This window comes from Amycolatopsis sp. NPDC114504 (assembly GCF_055633595.1).
Genome location: NZ_JBVKDU010000007.1, coordinates 569,757 through 583,699, shown reverse-complemented (window position 1 = coordinate 583,699; position 13,943 = coordinate 569,757). Strand labels below are relative to the sequence as shown.

Here is a 13,943-nt window from a genome sequence, read left to right as displayed (position 1 = left end):
GAGATCGTCATGACCCGAACCGCATTCGCAGCAGTGGCCGGCGCCCTGGTGGTGACGGCGGGCGCGGTGGCCTTCGCCGGCGCTTCGGCCGCCGTCGGGCCGTCGCCCGCACCGATCGTCCAGGCGGCGCAGGCCACCTGCGTGACCGACGGCAACGGCTTCTGCACGGTGACGCACGGCCTCGGCAAGGTGCCCGAGGCGATCGTGGTGTCGCCGAACACGCCGAGCCCGTTCAACGGGTTCACGCTCAACACGGTGTTGGGCTCCTACACCGCGACCACGTTCCAGGTGCGGGCGATGTTCGCGCAGACCACGCCGAAGACGTTCGGCCAAATCTGGTTCACCTACGCGGCCTACGGTGCGCCGGCGCCGCCCCCCACTACTTCGACGCAACAGGAAACGACGCCCACCACGCCCACGACCCCGGGAAACTGAGCGGAATCCGCACTCTCACCGCGGCCGAGGGGACGGCTTCCGCAGTTCTTCGGCGAAAATCGCGTCCACGCGGCGGTTCGCTCGGCGCAGGACTCGGGCCGCCGCGCGGAGGGCGTAGCCCAGCGCGAACGCGAACAGCAGACCCAGGCCGATGGCCGCGAGGTTCGCCACGAGCGTCTCCCGGTACTGGTGCGCCAGGTAGCCCAGGCCCGCCCCGGCGATGAGTGCGTCCAGCAGCGCCAACCGAAGCGCGTACGGGCCGTGCGGAGTGGCTCGCGGTACCGTGACCATCGCCCACCCTCCCGCCGTTCCGTTCAGCGGTGACGCCCTTGCAACCTAGACGAGGCTGCGCCGGTCGGTGGGCACTTCAACCTGTTTGGCCTACCGGATCTGCCCGGATGGCCGCTGTGATAGCTTGAAGCGAACTGAGTCTTCTGTGCGAATGCAAATCCCGGGGGCGGTAGCTCAGTTGGTTAGAGCAGGGGACTCATAATCCCTTGGCCGCGGGTTCGAGCCCCGCCCGCCCCACCCGAGGCGGCTCCGGCTGCTCGGTGCTGACGCACCTTCGCCGGTGCCCGCAGTATCTACCCGGGGGACAACCCCCGGACCCCCGGCACGTGGTGGTCGCGTTTCGCGGTTCGGCCACACCGTCCACAATGGACGTCAATGCATGCGGTCGTAGACCGCTGCCGTCTCGCCTTGGTCGCCCGTTTCGTGGTGGGTCAGGCGCCACTTCGACGCCGGTAGGCCGTCGTCGAACAGGCGGGGGCCGCCGCCCGCTATCTCCGGGCAGGTCATCAGGTACAGGCGGTCGAGCAGGTTCGCCGACAGCAAAGCCTTGATGATGCTTGCGCTGCTGTTGACCAGGATGTCACCCGATAAGGTGGCTTTCAGATCCGCGATGACGTCCGCGGCCGGGGCGTTCACCACGCGGGTGCGCTCCCACGGCGACTCGGTCAACGTCGACGAGAACACCACCTTTTCCACGTCCACCAGCCACTTCGCGTAACCGCGGTCGCGCGGGTCGGCGTTCTCGTCCGCGGCCACCGTCGGCCAGAAGCCCAGGAAACCTTCGGCGTTGAGACGGCCGAGCACCGCCGTCGTCGCGCCCTCCCAGATCCGCGTCAGGTGGCGGCGGGCGACGTCGGTGGTCGCGTACGAGACGATCGCGCCCATGTCGCCGGGCCCGCCGGGGCCGCGGTAGCGCCCGTCGAGCGTGAGGCTCAGGTTCGCGGTGACCCTGCGCTCGGTCATGGTCGTCAGCTCTTTCCCTGGGTGAGCACTTCGGTGAGGTGGTCGAGCACCTGGTCCCAGCCGGTTTCGATCCCGGCGATGGCGGAGACGGCGCCGACCGTCGTCGCGGTGATGCGCAGGCCGAGCCGCAACCGGGTGCCGCCGGGCACCGGCGTCAGCTCGAGGTCGTAGTGGCCGGTGAAGGACGCGGCGCCCGTGACCGCCAGGTCGAACGCGAGCCGCCCGGGCTCGCCGGCGAGGCGGACCCACCCTTCCGAGTGGTATTCGCCCTCGGCGTCGCGGTAGGCGAGCACCGCGCGCCCGCCGGTCCGCGGCTCGAGGACGCAGGCGGTGACCGTCATCGACGGCGGGACCCACCACGACGCCAGCAGCTCCGGGTCGGTCCAGTGCCGCCAGACGGCCTCACGCGGCACGGCCAGCAGCCGCTCGAACGCGAACTCCCGCCCGTCCGCCCACTGGTCGCGGTCCGCGGCCGCGGCGTCCTCTTCGATGGCCGCGCGGTACCGCATCACGACGTCCCGCTCGCCTTCGTGCGCTTCGGTCGCCTTCGCCAGCTCCGTCAGCTTCCCCGCGAATGCCGCCAACGGCTCGGCCTCGAGGGCGTAGACGCGACGCTGCCCGAGCGGGAAAACGGTGACGAGCCCGGCCCGGGCGAGGGTCTGGAGATGCTTGGTGGCTTGCGGCTGCCGGAGACCGGTCAGCTCGGCCAGCTCGCCGACCGACCGAGGACGCTCGGCGAGGAGCTCGACGATGCGCCACCGCGCCGCGTCCCCCAGTGCTGCCGCGATCCCGTCTTCCATGCCCCCAGTATTCACAAGCCGAAGTATTTACAAGCCGAAGTATTTACAAGCCGAAGTATTTACAAGCCAAAGCATTCACATCAAAGAATATTCAAGTCAAGGAATATCACTCAGGGACTTTCCTGGGGCACCCAGCGCAACCCGTAGGCGTAGCCCAGCTGCGGGGCCTTGAACTCCTGCGCCACCTCGTACGCGCCGTCGAGCCTCAGCGCCGGGCCCGGCTTGGCGGGGTCGGCGAGCACCGAGGGCGGGACCCGGTCCAGGCGCCACACCGTCCACGGCAGCCGCTGCGGGTCGAACCGGACCCGCACGGTGAACGACTCGCACGTCACCAGCGGCAGGAACGCGTACGACGGCCGGATCGGCAGGCCGTCCCGGACCCGGATCACCAGCGCGTACGTGTGGGTGTCCCCGCGCGCCAGCGGCCGCGGGAGGTCGAGCAGCCAGCGGAAGTGCCGCTGCCCCACCCGCTTGGCATCGGTGATCCGGACGCCGTGCTGGGCGTCCGCGGCCACCAGCCGTTCGCCGTCGCCGCCGTCGTCGACGCGGGGCACGGTGAACTGCGCGGAGATCCGGCTCAGCCCGTCGCGCGTCGCGACGATCTGGCGTTCTTCGATCAGCTCCGGCCCGTCGGTGTCCAGCCGCACGATGGCGCGCAGCCGCTTGACGAACCAGCCCTGGTCCGGGTCGTCGGGCGCCCCGTCACCGGGCCGCAGGCCGGCCTCGATCTCGGCGGCCAGGCGCGCGAACGACCGGTCGATCCGGCGCCGGGCCGTGCGCGCGGACACCCGCAGCTGGTCCGCGAGCACCTCGACGCGGTCGCTGAGCAACGCGTGCTGCGCGCCGGGAGCGATGCCCAGCGCGACGTTGACCGCCAGCCGGTCGTCCGCCGGGAACTCGGCGATCGCGGCGGAAATGGCGTCACGCAGCACCCGCCGCGCTTCGCGGTCGTTCGCCGTCCGGTGGATTTCACACCAGCCGGAAACGAGCGGCCCGAGCCGGCCGCGCAGCCGTTCGGTTTCCAATCCCCAGCCGCGGCGCAAAGTGGTGAGCTCGCGGAGCAACCCGTCCTCGTATGCCATGGGATTTCGATTGTGACACGCGGACTTCCGGGCGATCGGCGGTGCGGGCTGCGCCGATCAGGTGATTCCGGAGTGGCCAGTGGCTGGCCAGTTCCGGCGCTATTCGGCCAGGCGGCGGCCTTTTCCGGTTCCCCGGCTGACCGACCATTTCCCCGTCGACGACATCCGGGGAGGACAAGTTGCTCGACACCACTTTTCCGACGACCGGACCGGCCGACGTCGCCGGGGTCCGGAAGCTGGCCCGCGACGGCAGGCTGGCGGACTCGGCCTCGGCCGCCCCGCCCGGCGACCGCGCCCGCCTGCGCGGCGCGGTCTACTCCGTCGCCTGGCCGCTGGTCTTCGCCCGGATCACCAAGCCGCTGGAACGGCAGCGCCGGCACCCGGACTGCGCCCGCGGGCTCGAATGGCTGCGTCCCGACTGCCTCGACCGCTTCCACGACGACGTCGAGGCCGTCGTCGAGCACGCTTTGCGGCGCGCGACGGACCCGATCGAGAACTTCGACGGCTGGCTGGCGACCCGCCTCAGCCCGGCGACGGTCGACGCGCACCGGCGGCGTCGCGGCGAAATCGGGGCCCTGCAACGGCCCCGGCTGCCGGCCTGGCTGGGCGAAGCCCTCGGCGGCGACCGGTGGCTGTGCGACCTCGCCCTCCAGATCCTGGTGTGGGCGGGGGTGCCGGCGACCGCGGGCGCGGAGCTGTGGCCGCTGGACGGCTGGGCCGCCCGCCGCGCGGAGGTCACCGGGGCGCCACCGGCCGGCCGCGACACGCGCGACACGCTCGACCGCGAGGTGCGGACGGTCCTGACCGCGATGCGCAGCCGCCCGAAGTGGTACGCCGAGCACGTCGAGCGCCCCCTCGGGCACAAGCGGGCGCCGGTCGCGCCGATGCCGGCGGACGGCGCGGCCGAGCCGGCCCCGCTGCGCCTGGTCGACCCGGACGAAGCCGACGACGCCCGCCTCGCCGGCCAGGCCGAGGAGGCACTGCGCGCGATCGAGGCCCGCCTGGACCGCGCCGAGGATCCGCGGACGGCGGTCACGGCGGTCGTCCGGCGGGTGTTCGGGTCGGGTGGGAGTGCGCTGGACCGGTTGCCGCACAACGGATCCACCCGCGACGACTGGCTGGCGGCGGCCCTCGCCGACGAGGCGACGCTCGACCGGATAGTGTCGACGGTGCTGGCCATCCTCGGCCGCTGAGCGCGGGCCGGTTGGGTTCAGACAGCGCCCTGGCCGACTCGGCCGGGCTCGCAACGTCGGCCCGGACATCCTCGACGCTGAGCGCAGGCACCGGCCCGGCTCCGACACGACCCTCACCGACAAGGCCGGGCTCGCAACGACCACCCGGACATCCTCGACGCCGAGCGCAGGCACCGGCCGGGCTCCGACACGACCCTCACCGACTCCGCCGGGCTCGCGACAGCCGCCCCGACTCCTCGGCCACCGAACGCAGCGGCACCCGGCCAGGTTCAGGCACCACCCTGGCCGACCAGTCCGGGCTCGCAACGACCGCCCTGGACCCTCGGCCATCGAGCGCGGTCGGCTGGGTCTCAGGCAGCACCCTCGCCGACACGGCCGGGGCTCGCAACGTCGGCCCGGACATCCTCGGCCACCGAACCCAACCGCACGCACCGGCCGAGGCTCAAACGCCACCCTCGCCGACGAAACCCGGCTCACAGCAACCATCCCGGGCATCCTCCGCGACCAACCGCAGCCGCGCGTCCAGGATGTCCGACAGCACTTCCGGTGGGCAGCCCTCGGCTCGCGCGCGCGTGCCGGCGGAGGTCAGCTCCGCCAGCAGCACCTCGCGCACCGCTGCGCGGGTCTCGTGCGGGAGTCTTGTGGGCGGGACAGCTGATGTGGCCACCCCGGCCTCCTTTCGCCCGGCGCCGGGTTCGGCCGGCCCAGCCTTCCCCTGACGGACGGCGTTCACCGCCACCACGACGGCGGGGGTACCGGGAGCCGCAGGGGGCAGCCCGGGTGGCGGCCCGCCCAGGAGTCGGCCAGCCAGCGGGTCAGCGACACCGGCCCGAGCAGGCTGTCCTCCCACACCGGGGTCAGCTCGCCCGCCCGGCGCAACATCGTCTCCGCGGTGGCACAGAAGGAGATGATCGCGGCGACGGCGGCGTCGGCCCGCTCCACCGGCCAGGCGACGGCGGCTCCGGGCAGCCGGGCCGGGATGGCCAGGCCCGTGCCGACAGTGCAGTTGCGGGCCAGCTGGACGGCGAGATCGAACTCGACCGATTCGGCGTGGCATTGCCGGACCCGCCAGCGAGGCGAGGCCGCGGCGGCGTGCAGCCCGGCGAGCCGGGCGGCGACCAGCCCGTCCCACACCGTCAAAAGCACCCCTCGGGTATCGGCCGGGTGAATTCCGGCGAGGTCGAGGGTGACGGCGCTGAGCCAGGCACACGGGTCCTTGACTTGACGATCAGCGGCGACGGTCACGGCAGCCAGTCTCGCACCGGAAAGCACGTCCGGCAGCAAGATGATCATGGTTCGCGGCAGGACCACCCGGTCGGTGGCGAACCGTTGAGCGGCTGGGTAATTCCTTCGGGCACTGCGGGTGACCGGACCGTGACAGGTGTGTCATCATGTCGGCGCTCAGTGCCGAGCACGCCCCCCTCGTTTTTCCTTCTCCGAAAGGCCGTCGCAGCGTGATCAAGACCAGCAAGAGCCGGGCCGGCGCTCAGCGGGTGACGTTCAGCCTCCCCGCCGGGGCACCCCCCGGCCGCGTGAGCGTGGTGGGCTCCTTCAACGACTGGACGCCCGGTCGCCACCACCTGACCACGCGCTCCAACGGCCGCCGGTCGGCGTCGGTGGACGTGACGCCGGGGACGGTCATCCAGTTCCGGTACCTCGGCGAGGACGGCCTGTGGTTCGACGACCCCGACCTGCCGGACCGCGCCGACGGCAACTGCGTCTACTCGACGAACTGAGGCGCGGCCGGCGGTCAGGACTTGCGGCGCGGCTTCCCGCGCTTGGGCGCGCCGCCGCCGGTTCGGCGGGCCGGGCGCTTCCCCGTCGACTTCGCCGGCGCGGGCTTGCGTTCCGGGCGCTTCTTCTCCTCCGGCGCCGGTTGCGTGCGTCCGCGCGTGCTGTTGACCGTGCGGCCGCGCACGATCCCGATGAACGTCTCCATCAGGTCCGTCGTCTCGTCTTCGAGCCACGACAGCGCGACGCTCGACTGCGGTGCGTCCGTGATCGTCCGGTACGTCAGGTCGCGGCGGTGGTGCAGGCGGGCCAGGGACTGCGGGACCACCAGGACGCCGACCCCCGCGGCGACCAGCTCGATCGCGTCCGCCGTCGTCTCCGGGCGGGACACCGCGGGCCGGCCCGGGAGCGCAGGCCACTCGATCGTGTCGTCCGACGGATGCAGCACGACCTCGTCCGCCAAGTCCGCTGTGGACACTTCGTCCGCCGCCGCGAGCAGGTGGTCCTTGGCGACCACGACCACCGTCGTCTCGGTGTAGAGCGGGATCGCGTGCAGGCCGTCGCGGTCGATCGGGGACCGCAGCAGCGCCGCGTGCGCGCCGCCCTCGCGGAGCAGGCCCGTCGCGTCGGCCGCGGCGACCGGGACCAGCTCGAGCGGCACGTCCGGCTGCCGCTCGCCCCACGTCCGCACCCACTTGGCGGGGGTCGCACCCGGGACGTACGCGAGACGGAACGAGGTCACCGGGTCAGGCTACCGGGCGGGGCGCTGGCTACCCTGGACGGCATGACGTCGCACAAGACCTCCCAGACGATGAAGCCCGCGACGGCGGCGAAGAAGCTGGGTGTGTACCTCGAAGCCACGCCCCCCGAGTTCCAGGAGGGCGTCGTCTCGCGCGACGAGCTGAACGCGCTGCAGACCGACCCGCCCGAGTGGCTGCGCGAGCTGCGCCGCACCGGCCCGCACCCGCGCCCGGTCGTCGCGGCGAAGCTCGGCGTCTCCATCGGCGGCCTCAGCCGCGGCGGGATCACCGAGGCCCTCACCACCGAGCAGATCGACGCGCTGAAGACCGAAAGCCCCGACTGGCTGGTGCGGGAACGCGCCACGCAGGCCGAGGTGCGCAAGGAAACCGTACGGGTCCAGGAGAAGGACCACTGACCACGCTCGAGGAGGCCCGGCGCCTCGACGCCGCGGACGAGCTGGCCGCGTTCCGGGACCGCTTCGTCCCGATCGCCGACCCCGGCGTCGTCGCCTACCTCGACGGGAACTCGCTGGGCCGCCCGCTGCGCGCCACCGCCGAACGGCTGCGGGAGCTCGTCGCCGACGAGTGGGGCGCGCGGCTGATCCGGTCCTGGGAAGAGCGCTGGCTCGCGCTGCCCGAACGGATCGGGGACGAGCTGGGCCGCGTCGCACTGGGCGCCGCGCCCGGCCAGACCATCGTCGCCGACTCGACGTCCGTGTGCCTGTACAAGACGCTGCGGGCGGCGGCCGCGCTCCGGCCGGGGCGCGACGAGATCGTCACCGACTCCGCCAACTTCCCCACCGACCGGTTCCTCGTCGAGAGCGTCGCCGCGGAGCTCGGGCACACGGTCCGGTGGATCGAAGCGGCCGACGTCCGCCCGGACGACGTCGCGGCGGTCACCGGGCCGCGGACCGCCGCCGTGGTGCTGTCCCATGTGGACTACCGCACCGCCGCGATCGCCGATCTCGCCGGGATCACGCGGCTGGTGCACGACCGCGGCGCCCTCACCGTCTGGGACCTCTGCCACAGCGTCGGCTCGATCCCGGTCGAGCTGGACGCCGGCGGGGCCGACTTCGCCGTCGGCTGCACGTACAAGTTCCTCAACGCGGGGCCCGGCGCGCCCGCCTTCCTCTACGTGAACGCCCGCCACCACGCGGACTTCGGGCAGCCGATCACCGGCTGGATGGGCGCGGCCGACACGTTCGGCATGGCCGAGCACTACGTGCCGGCGCCCGGCATCCGCCGCGCGCTGTCCGGCACCCCGCCGGTGCTGGGCATGGTGGGCGTCCAGGAAGGCGTCGCGCTGCTGGCCGAGGCCGGGATCGACCGCGTGCGGGCCAAGGCCGTCGCGCTGGGACGCTGGGTGCTCGCCCTCGCCGACGAGTGGCTCGTCCCGCTCGGCTTCAGCGTGGCCTCGCCGCGCGAAGACGCCCGCCGCGGCGGGCACGTCACCCTGCGGCACCCGGACGCCGAGCGGCTTTCCCGCGTGCTCATCGAGCACGGCGTGCTGATCGACTTCCGCCGTCCCGACGGCATCCGCGTCGGACTGAGCCCGCTGACCACCAGGTTCACCGAGGTCCGGGCGGCCATGGACCGGATCCGGGAGCTCGCCGGACAGTAGCCATGTACTTAGTAGCCATGTACTGTATTTGACATGAGCACCCCCGGCCATCTCGTCTGGCGACTGTCCATGAAGTGGCGGGTGGCCGTCGACCGCGCCCTCGCGCCGGTCGGGCTGACGCACGCCCAGTACGTCTTCCTGGCTTCGCTCTCCGGCCTCGAACGCGCCGGGGAAAGCCCCAGCCAGCGCGAACTCGCCGACCACACCGGCCTGGAAACGCTCTACGTCTCGAAGCTCGCCCGCGCCCTCGACGCGGACGGTCTCGTCGAGCGCACCCGCGACACCGCCGACACCCGGACGGTCCGGCTGAGCCTCACCGCCCGCGGCCGCGACGTCGTCGAGCCGGCGATCGCGACCGTGGCCGAGCTGCTCGACCGGCTCCTCGCGCCGCTCGGCGGCCGGGACGGGGACCGCACCGCGGCCCTCACCCGCGAGCTCACGCTCCTCCTCGACACCCCGCTGGCTCCCTGAAGGGACAGACATGGACCTCCACTACGAAGAATCCGGTTCCGGCACCCCGATCGTCTTCCTGCACGGCAACCCCGGCTCGTCGCACGGCTGGCGGAACGTCCTCCCCCACGTCGGCGGCGGCCGGCTGCTCGCGCCCGACCTCATCGGCATGGGCCGCTCGGCCAAGCCCGACATCGCCTACTCGTTCGCCGACCACGCCCGCTACCTCGACGCCTGGTTCGACGCGCTCGGCCTGGACGACGTCGTCCTCGTCGGCCACGACTGGGGCGGCGCGCTCGCCTTCGACCACGCCGCCCGCCACCCCGGCCGCGTCCGCGGGGTGGCGTTCTTCGAAGCCATCGTCAAGCCGCTGGCCTGGGACGACCTGTCGCCACAGGCGGTCGAGCGGACACGGAAGATCCGCACGCCGGGCGTCGGCGAAGAGCTGGTGCTGACGCAGGACCTGTTCATCCGGCAGGCGTTCACCGGCGGCGTGCGCACACCGGTGGCCGACCTCGAGCCGTACCTCGCGCCGTTCCCCACCCCCGAGAGCCGCCGGCCGGTGCTCGCGTGGGCGCGGCAGCTGCCGCTCGGCGGCGAACCGGCCGAGCTGATCCCGCGCATCGAGGCCTACGACGAGTGGCTGGCCACCAGCACCGGCACGCCGAAGCTGCTGATGACGTTCGAGGGCTCCCCCACGCTGTCCATCGGCGAGAAGGTGGCGCGGTGGTGCGAAGAGAATATCGCCGCGCTCGACGTCGTCCCCGGCGGGGAGGCCGGGCACCACGCGCAGGAGGACCGGCCCGAGGCGATCGGCACCGGGATCTCGGCGTGGCTGGACCGCCGCGGCCTCCGGTGAGTCAGCGGTGCCGCAGCGGCGGGGTCGCGTCCACGCCGAGGACGCGGGCCGCGACCCAGGCCAGGGAGTCGGCGGTGCGGGCGGGGGTGTCCGACGGCTGCATGACGTGGCTGAGCACCGTGCGCACGACGATGTCGATCACGACGGCGACCTGCTCGTCGGCGAGCGGGGGGCGGTAGGCGGCGACGCGCGCGGTGAGCATCACCTTCGCCCGCGTCAAGAGCGTGCCCGCTTCGGTGGTCAGCAGCGGGAGCAGCTCGGGGGCGGTGCCGTGCGTGGCGGAGGCGATCGCGCGCAGCAGGATGTTGTCGTCGGCCAGCTCGAGGACCGCGCGGACGGCGTCGTACATCGCCTCGACCAGGTCGTTCTCGTGCCGGTCGAAGGCCGCGACGACGACCGAGAGGAACCGGTCGAGCTCGTGGGTGACCATCGCCTCGGCCAGCGCGGCCTTCGAGCCGATCTCGTTGTAGACGGTCTGGCGGCTCACGCCGACGACCTCGGCCAGCCGCGCCATCGTGACCGCCTGCCAGCCGGACCGCGCGGTCAGCTCGATCGCCGCGGTGATGATCGGCTGCCGGTGCTGACCACCTTCGGGCGCCGCCGGAAGTGCCGCACTCATGGTCGCCATCCTAGGCCGCACCCGCGAAGGCCAGCGCCTCGATCCAGGCGGCCCGCGCGGCCACGCGCCGGCGGTACTTCATGATCTCGCGCGGGCGGTCGACGGTCAGCGCGCCGACGAGCCGGTCGCCGCGCCGGTACAGCGTCACCCCGCCCGCGGACACGACCTCGTCGGCGCGCGAGGTGCCGACGAACTGGATCCGGTGGCCGTACCAGTCGGACCAGAAGTACGGCACGGCTTCGAGTGGCCGCGCCGACGCCGGGTCGAGCGCGTGCCGGGCGGCGGCCGCACCCTGCTCGGCCGCGTTCGTCCAGTGCTCCGGCCGCATCGGCTCGCCGTCGAACAGCGGGTTCGCCACGTGCGCGACGTCGCCCGCCGCGTAGACACCCGGCGGTCCGGCCGACAGCGTCGCGTCGCACACCACGCCGCGGTCGCGCTCGTGCAGCGTCAGCCCGCTCCCCTCGAGCCAGCCGGTGGCCGGCGCCGCGCCGATGCCGGCGACCACGAGGTCCGCGGGCAGGACTTCGCCGGTGGCCAGCCGGACGCCGTCGCCGCCGACGCCGGTGACCTCGGTGGCGAGCCGCAGCTCGGTGCCCGCTTCGCGGTGGAGCGAGGTCAGCTCCGCGCCGGCTTCCGGCCCGACCGCTCGGGCGAGCGGGACGGCCGACGCCTCCACGATCGTCACCGGCAGGCCGCGCTTGCGTGCCGCCGACGCGACTTCCGAGCCGATGAACCCGGCGCCGATCACGACCGTGCGCGCGCCGTCGTCCAGCGCCGCGCGCACCGCGAGGGCGTCTTCGGCCGTCCGCAGCGTGCGCGCCCCGGGAAGGCTTCGAGCGGTCGCGCCGGTCGCGATGACCAAAGCCTCGTAGGCCACGGCCGTGCCTGCGACGGTCACTTCGCGCGCGCCGGTGTCGAGGCTTTCGGCCGGAGCTCCCAGCATCAGTTCGACGCCGAGCTCGTCCCGCAGCGCGGTTTCGGAGTGGAACGGCTTGACGCGGCCGGGCCCGCCGGCGTCGAGGAACGCCTTCGACAGCGGGGGCCGGTCGTAGGGCAGGTGCTCCTCGGCCCCGGCCAGCACGATCCGGCCGCGGTACCCGTTGCGGCGCGCGGACTCCACCGCGCGCAGCCCGGCCAGCGAGGCGCCGACGACGAGGAGGGTCACAGCAGCTTCAACGCCAGCACGGGACAGGAGTCGACCGCCGCGGCGAGGTCCGTCCGGTGTTCCTCGCCGGGGCGCTCGTCGAGCACCACGACCGTGCCGTCGTCGCCCACCTCGAAGAAGTCCGGCGCCATCGCCTCGCACATGCCCAGGCCGTCGCACTTGCCGCGGTCCGCTTCGATCCGCATCACGCACCCACCCGGCCCGGCGCGACGAAGTCGACCTTCTCGCGCACGCCGCAGTCCGGGCAGCACCACGAGTCCGGGATCGCCGACCACGGCGTGCCGGCCGGGAAGCCCTCGCGCGGGTCGCCGAGCTTCTCGTCGTAGACGTAGCCGCAGCCCGGGCACATGCCGCCCTCGCTGGCGTCGCCGCGGGTGTCGGCCGTCTCCCGGACATCCCTCGTGACGCGGGTCCCGTAGCGCGCGAGGAGCTTGTCCCGCTTGCCCGGCTGGAGGTTGGCCCGGGAGAGGTCGCCGTCGAAGTGGGCGAGCACGCGCGGGTCCATCACCCGGCGCCACAGCGGCGGGACCAGCGCCAGCACGATCATCCCGGCGTACCCGGTGGGCAGCACCGGCGACTCGGCGAAGTCGCGCAGCGTCTGGTAGCGCCGGGTCGGGTTCGCGTGGTGGTCGCTGTGCCGCTGCAGGTGGTAGAGCAGGACGTTGGTGGCGATGTTGTTGGAGTTCCAGCTGTGGCTGGGATCCACGCGCTCGTAGCGGCGCTTCCCGGGCGCGCCGACGCGCTGCCGCAGCATGCCGTAGTGCTCCATGTAGTTGACGACCTCCAGCAGCGAAAACCCGATGACGGCCTGGATCACCAGGTACGGCAGGATTTCCACGCCGAGCCACGCGATCATCGCGGCCCAGAGGACCGCCGACATCAGCCAGGCGTTGAGGACGTCGTTGCCGAGGCGGTACGGGTGCTTGTCCCGGCGGGCGTAGCGCTTGCGCTCCAGGCGCCACGCCGACTTCAGTGAGCCGAAGACGGTGCGCGGCCAGAAGCGGTAGAAGCTTTCGCCGACGCGGCTGCTCGCCGGGTCCTCCGGCGTCGCCACGCGGACGTGGTGGCCGCGGTTGTGCTCGATGTAGAAGTGGCCGTAGAAGCTCTGCGCCAGCGCGATCTTCGACAGCCAGCGCTCGTGGCTTTCCTTCTTGTGGCCCAGTTCGTGCGCGGTGTTGATGCCGATCCCGCCGATGCAGCCGATCGACGCGGCGAGCCCGATCTTGTCGGCGACGCCCAGGTCGCCGCGGGCGATCAGCCAGAACGCGGCGGCGAAGCCGAGGTACTGCACGGGCAGGAAGGCGAAGGTGATCCAGCGGTAGTAGCGGTCCTGCTCCAGCCGTTCGAGGACGTCGTCGGGCGGGTTGCTCTGGTCGAGCCCGGCGAGCAGGTCGATGACGGGCACGATCACGAGGATCACGATGGGCCCGATCCAGAACCAGACGGACCAGCCCGTGGCCGCGTGCAGGCCGATGGCGAGGAACGCCAGGGACGGCACGACCAGGCCGATGAGCCACAGGTAGCGCTTGCGGTCGCGCCACCGCTCGGTCGACCCGGCGGGGATCGTCGCTCCGATCATCACACCCTCCTCCGTTGGCTGGGTTTACAGAACAATAGGGGATGTACAGCTCGATTGACAAGAGCTCGCCTGATGTAAAGCTCGGCGGAATCGGCTCTCGCCGCTCGTGACGAAGATCATCTTCTCGGCGGGGCAGCACGCTCCGTTGCCACGAACAGGCCGTCAATGGCGGTCGCCCGGGCACCGCCCCTGCCCGTTCTTTCTCGCCCCGTGAACACCCCGGCGCGGCGAACCGGACTACTTCACTTTCACCCGTTCGGCCCAGTGTGCAAGAGCCGGAAAAACCGCCCGGGCCCGTTACCAGAGGAAATGCGGGTAATCGCCCGGACGCACTCGGTAAACACTGTTCAACAGCCGGCGGACAACCGTCCGGAGACCAGGCCAGGACCACCGCGGCTCAGTGGTTCGTGGTAAA

Annotated in this window: 18 protein-coding genes and 1 tRNA gene; 8 read left to right on the top strand and 11 right to left on the bottom strand. The window is 72.5% G+C overall.

Features of this window, described 5'->3' with window-relative positions:
- The first annotated feature begins 9 nt into the window (after nucleotides 1-9).
- The gene (locus tag ACZ7PG_RS49155; RefSeq protein ID WP_470246131.1) at nucleotides 10-435 is read left to right on the top strand and encodes a hypothetical protein; all 426 of its coding nucleotides are present in this window, start codon (nucleotides 10-12) and stop codon (nucleotides 433-435) included.
- Nucleotides 436-450: 15 nt separating this feature from the next.
- Here the strand turns inward: ACZ7PG_RS49155 and ACZ7PG_RS49150 are convergent, their stop codons facing one another.
- On the bottom strand, nucleotides 451-726 hold the full coding sequence (locus tag ACZ7PG_RS49150; protein WP_470246130.1) for a hypothetical protein: 276 nt from the start codon (nucleotides 724-726) through the stop codon (nucleotides 451-453).
- 163 nt (nucleotides 727-889) lie between these two features.
- Here ACZ7PG_RS49150 and ACZ7PG_RS49145 point away from each other — a divergent pair.
- Nucleotides 890-963: transfer RNA gene (locus ACZ7PG_RS49145), tRNA-Ile, on the top strand.
- Nucleotides 964-1,098: 135 nt separating this feature from the next.
- Here ACZ7PG_RS49145 and ACZ7PG_RS49140 read toward each other — a convergent pair.
- From ACZ7PG_RS49140 to ACZ7PG_RS49130, 3 genes are all read right to left on the bottom strand, one after another.
- A complete protein-coding gene (locus tag ACZ7PG_RS49140; RefSeq protein WP_470246129.1) occupies nucleotides 1,099-1,689 on the bottom strand; it encodes a dihydrofolate reductase family protein in 591 nt (196 codons plus the stop codon).
- A gap of 5 nt (nucleotides 1,690-1,694) precedes the next feature.
- Nucleotides 1,695-2,489 carry a metalloregulator ArsR/SmtB family transcription factor gene (locus tag ACZ7PG_RS49135; protein WP_470246128.1) on the bottom strand — a complete coding sequence of 265 codons (795 nt, stop codon included), beginning with the start codon at nucleotides 2,487-2,489 and terminating at the stop codon, nucleotides 1,695-1,697.
- Nucleotides 2,490-2,599: 110 nt separating this feature from the next.
- The gene (locus tag ACZ7PG_RS49130; protein ID WP_470246127.1) at nucleotides 2,600-3,571 is read right to left on the bottom strand and encodes a hypothetical protein; all 972 of its coding nucleotides are present in this window, start codon (nucleotides 3,569-3,571) and stop codon (nucleotides 2,600-2,602) included.
- Nucleotides 3,572-3,750: 179 nt separating this feature from the next.
- On the opposite strand from ACZ7PG_RS49130, the gene ACZ7PG_RS49125 reads away from it, so the two are divergent.
- Nucleotides 3,751-4,764, top strand: a complete 1,014-nt coding sequence (locus ACZ7PG_RS49125; protein WP_470246126.1) for a hypothetical protein — start codon at nucleotides 3,751-3,753, stop codon at nucleotides 4,762-4,764.
- Nucleotides 4,765-5,206: 442 nt separating this feature from the next.
- Here the strand turns inward: ACZ7PG_RS49125 and ACZ7PG_RS49120 are convergent, their stop codons facing one another.
- A complete protein-coding gene (locus ACZ7PG_RS49120) occupies nucleotides 5,207-5,431 on the bottom strand; it encodes a hypothetical protein (RefSeq protein ID WP_470246125.1) in 225 nt (74 codons plus the stop codon).
- Nucleotides 5,432-5,493: 62 nt separating this feature from the next.
- Nucleotides 5,494-6,009, bottom strand: coding sequence for a hypothetical protein (locus ACZ7PG_RS49115; protein ID WP_470246124.1), 516 nt, complete (start codon nucleotides 6,007-6,009; stop codon nucleotides 5,494-5,496).
- 209 nt (nucleotides 6,010-6,218) lie between these two features.
- On the opposite strand from ACZ7PG_RS49115, the gene ACZ7PG_RS49110 reads away from it, so the two are divergent.
- Nucleotides 6,219-6,500, top strand: a complete 282-nt coding sequence (locus ACZ7PG_RS49110; protein WP_470246123.1) for an early set domain-containing protein — start codon at nucleotides 6,219-6,221, stop codon at nucleotides 6,498-6,500.
- Nucleotides 6,501-6,514: 14 nt separating this feature from the next.
- On the opposite strand, the gene ACZ7PG_RS49105 is transcribed toward ACZ7PG_RS49110, so the two are convergent.
- Nucleotides 6,515-7,237: a LysR substrate-binding domain-containing protein gene (locus tag ACZ7PG_RS49105; RefSeq protein WP_470246122.1), complete on the bottom strand. Its 723-nt coding sequence runs from the start codon at nucleotides 7,235-7,237 to the stop codon at nucleotides 6,515-6,517.
- A 42-nt stretch (nucleotides 7,238-7,279) separates the two neighbouring features.
- Between ACZ7PG_RS49105 and ACZ7PG_RS49100 the strand changes: the two genes are divergently transcribed.
- Genes ACZ7PG_RS49100 through ACZ7PG_RS49085 form a run of 4 tightly spaced genes read left to right on the top strand, consistent with a single transcriptional unit; the run spans nucleotide 7,280 to nucleotide 10,165 of the window.
- On the top strand, nucleotides 7,280-7,651 hold the full coding sequence (locus tag ACZ7PG_RS49100) for a DUF5997 family protein (protein ID WP_470246121.1): 372 nt from the start codon (nucleotides 7,280-7,282) through the stop codon (nucleotides 7,649-7,651).
- On the top strand, nucleotides 7,648-8,856 hold the full coding sequence (locus ACZ7PG_RS49095; RefSeq protein ID WP_470246490.1) for a kynureninase: 1,209 nt from the start codon (nucleotides 7,648-7,650) through the stop codon (nucleotides 8,854-8,856). Before ACZ7PG_RS49100 ends, ACZ7PG_RS49095 begins: the two co-directional genes overlap by 4 nt.
- A gap of 33 nt (nucleotides 8,857-8,889) precedes the next feature.
- A complete protein-coding gene (locus tag ACZ7PG_RS49090; protein WP_470246120.1) occupies nucleotides 8,890-9,327 on the top strand; it encodes a MarR family winged helix-turn-helix transcriptional regulator in 438 nt (145 codons plus the stop codon).
- A gap of 10 nt (nucleotides 9,328-9,337) precedes the next feature.
- On the top strand, nucleotides 9,338-10,165 hold the full coding sequence (locus tag ACZ7PG_RS49085; protein WP_470246119.1) for a haloalkane dehalogenase: 828 nt from the start codon (nucleotides 9,338-9,340) through the stop codon (nucleotides 10,163-10,165).
- A 1-nt stretch (nucleotide 10,166) separates the two neighbouring features.
- Here ACZ7PG_RS49085 and ACZ7PG_RS49080 read toward each other — a convergent pair whose 3' ends face one another.
- Genes ACZ7PG_RS49080 through ACZ7PG_RS49065 form a run of 4 tightly spaced genes read right to left on the bottom strand, consistent with a single transcriptional unit; the run spans nucleotide 10,167 to nucleotide 13,528 of the window.
- Nucleotides 10,167-10,793 (bottom strand): TetR/AcrR family transcriptional regulator, encoded by a 627-nt coding sequence (locus ACZ7PG_RS49080; protein ID WP_470246118.1) that lies wholly within the window; start codon nucleotides 10,791-10,793, stop codon nucleotides 10,167-10,169.
- Nucleotide 10,794: 1 nt separating this feature from the next.
- Complete coding sequence (locus tag ACZ7PG_RS49075) at nucleotides 10,795-11,949, bottom strand: NAD(P)/FAD-dependent oxidoreductase (RefSeq protein WP_470246117.1); 1,155 nt, start codon at nucleotides 11,947-11,949, stop codon at nucleotides 10,795-10,797.
- Nucleotides 11,946-12,134 carry a ferredoxin gene (locus ACZ7PG_RS49070; RefSeq protein ID WP_470246116.1) on the bottom strand — a complete coding sequence of 63 codons (189 nt, stop codon included), beginning with the start codon at nucleotides 12,132-12,134 and terminating at the stop codon, nucleotides 11,946-11,948. The genes ACZ7PG_RS49075 and ACZ7PG_RS49070 overlap by 4 nt, the downstream gene beginning before the upstream one ends.
- Nucleotides 12,134-13,528, bottom strand: a complete 1,395-nt coding sequence (locus tag ACZ7PG_RS49065) for a fatty acid desaturase (protein ID WP_470246115.1) — start codon at nucleotides 13,526-13,528, stop codon at nucleotides 12,134-12,136. The genes ACZ7PG_RS49070 and ACZ7PG_RS49065 overlap by 1 nt, the downstream gene beginning before the upstream one ends.
- Nucleotides 13,529-13,943: the final 415 nt, after the last annotated feature.

Coding starts and splice junctions, on each gene's coding strand:
- ACZ7PG_RS49155 (WP_470246131.1), top strand. CDS start 10: ATGACCCGAACCGCATTCGCAGCAGTGGCCGGCGCCCTGGTGGTGACG.
- ACZ7PG_RS49150 (WP_470246130.1), bottom strand. CDS start 726: ATGGTCACGGTACCGCGAGCCACTCCGCACGGCCCGTACGCGCTTCGG.
- ACZ7PG_RS49140 (WP_470246129.1), bottom strand. CDS start 1,689: ATGACCGAGCGCAGGGTCACCGCGAACCTGAGCCTCACGCTCGACGGG.
- ACZ7PG_RS49135 (WP_470246128.1), bottom strand. CDS start 2,489: ATGGAAGACGGGATCGCGGCAGCACTGGGGGACGCGGCGCGGTGGCGC.
- ACZ7PG_RS49130 (WP_470246127.1), bottom strand. CDS start 3,571: ATGGCATACGAGGACGGGTTGCTCCGCGAGCTCACCACTTTGCGCCGC.
- ACZ7PG_RS49100 (WP_470246121.1), top strand. CDS start 7,280: ATGACGTCGCACAAGACCTCCCAGACGATGAAGCCCGCGACGGCGGCG.
- ACZ7PG_RS49090 (WP_470246120.1), top strand. CDS start 8,890: ATGAGCACCCCCGGCCATCTCGTCTGGCGACTGTCCATGAAGTGGCGG.
- ACZ7PG_RS49085 (WP_470246119.1), top strand. CDS start 9,338: ATGGACCTCCACTACGAAGAATCCGGTTCCGGCACCCCGATCGTCTTC.
- ACZ7PG_RS49080 (WP_470246118.1), bottom strand. CDS start 10,793: ATGGCGACCATGAGTGCGGCACTTCCGGCGGCGCCCGAAGGTGGTCAG.
- ACZ7PG_RS49070 (WP_470246116.1), bottom strand. CDS start 12,134: ATGCGGATCGAAGCGGACCGCGGCAAGTGCGACGGCCTGGGCATGTGC.
- ACZ7PG_RS49065 (WP_470246115.1), bottom strand. CDS start 13,528: ATGATCGGAGCGACGATCCCCGCCGGGTCGACCGAGCGGTGGCGCGAC.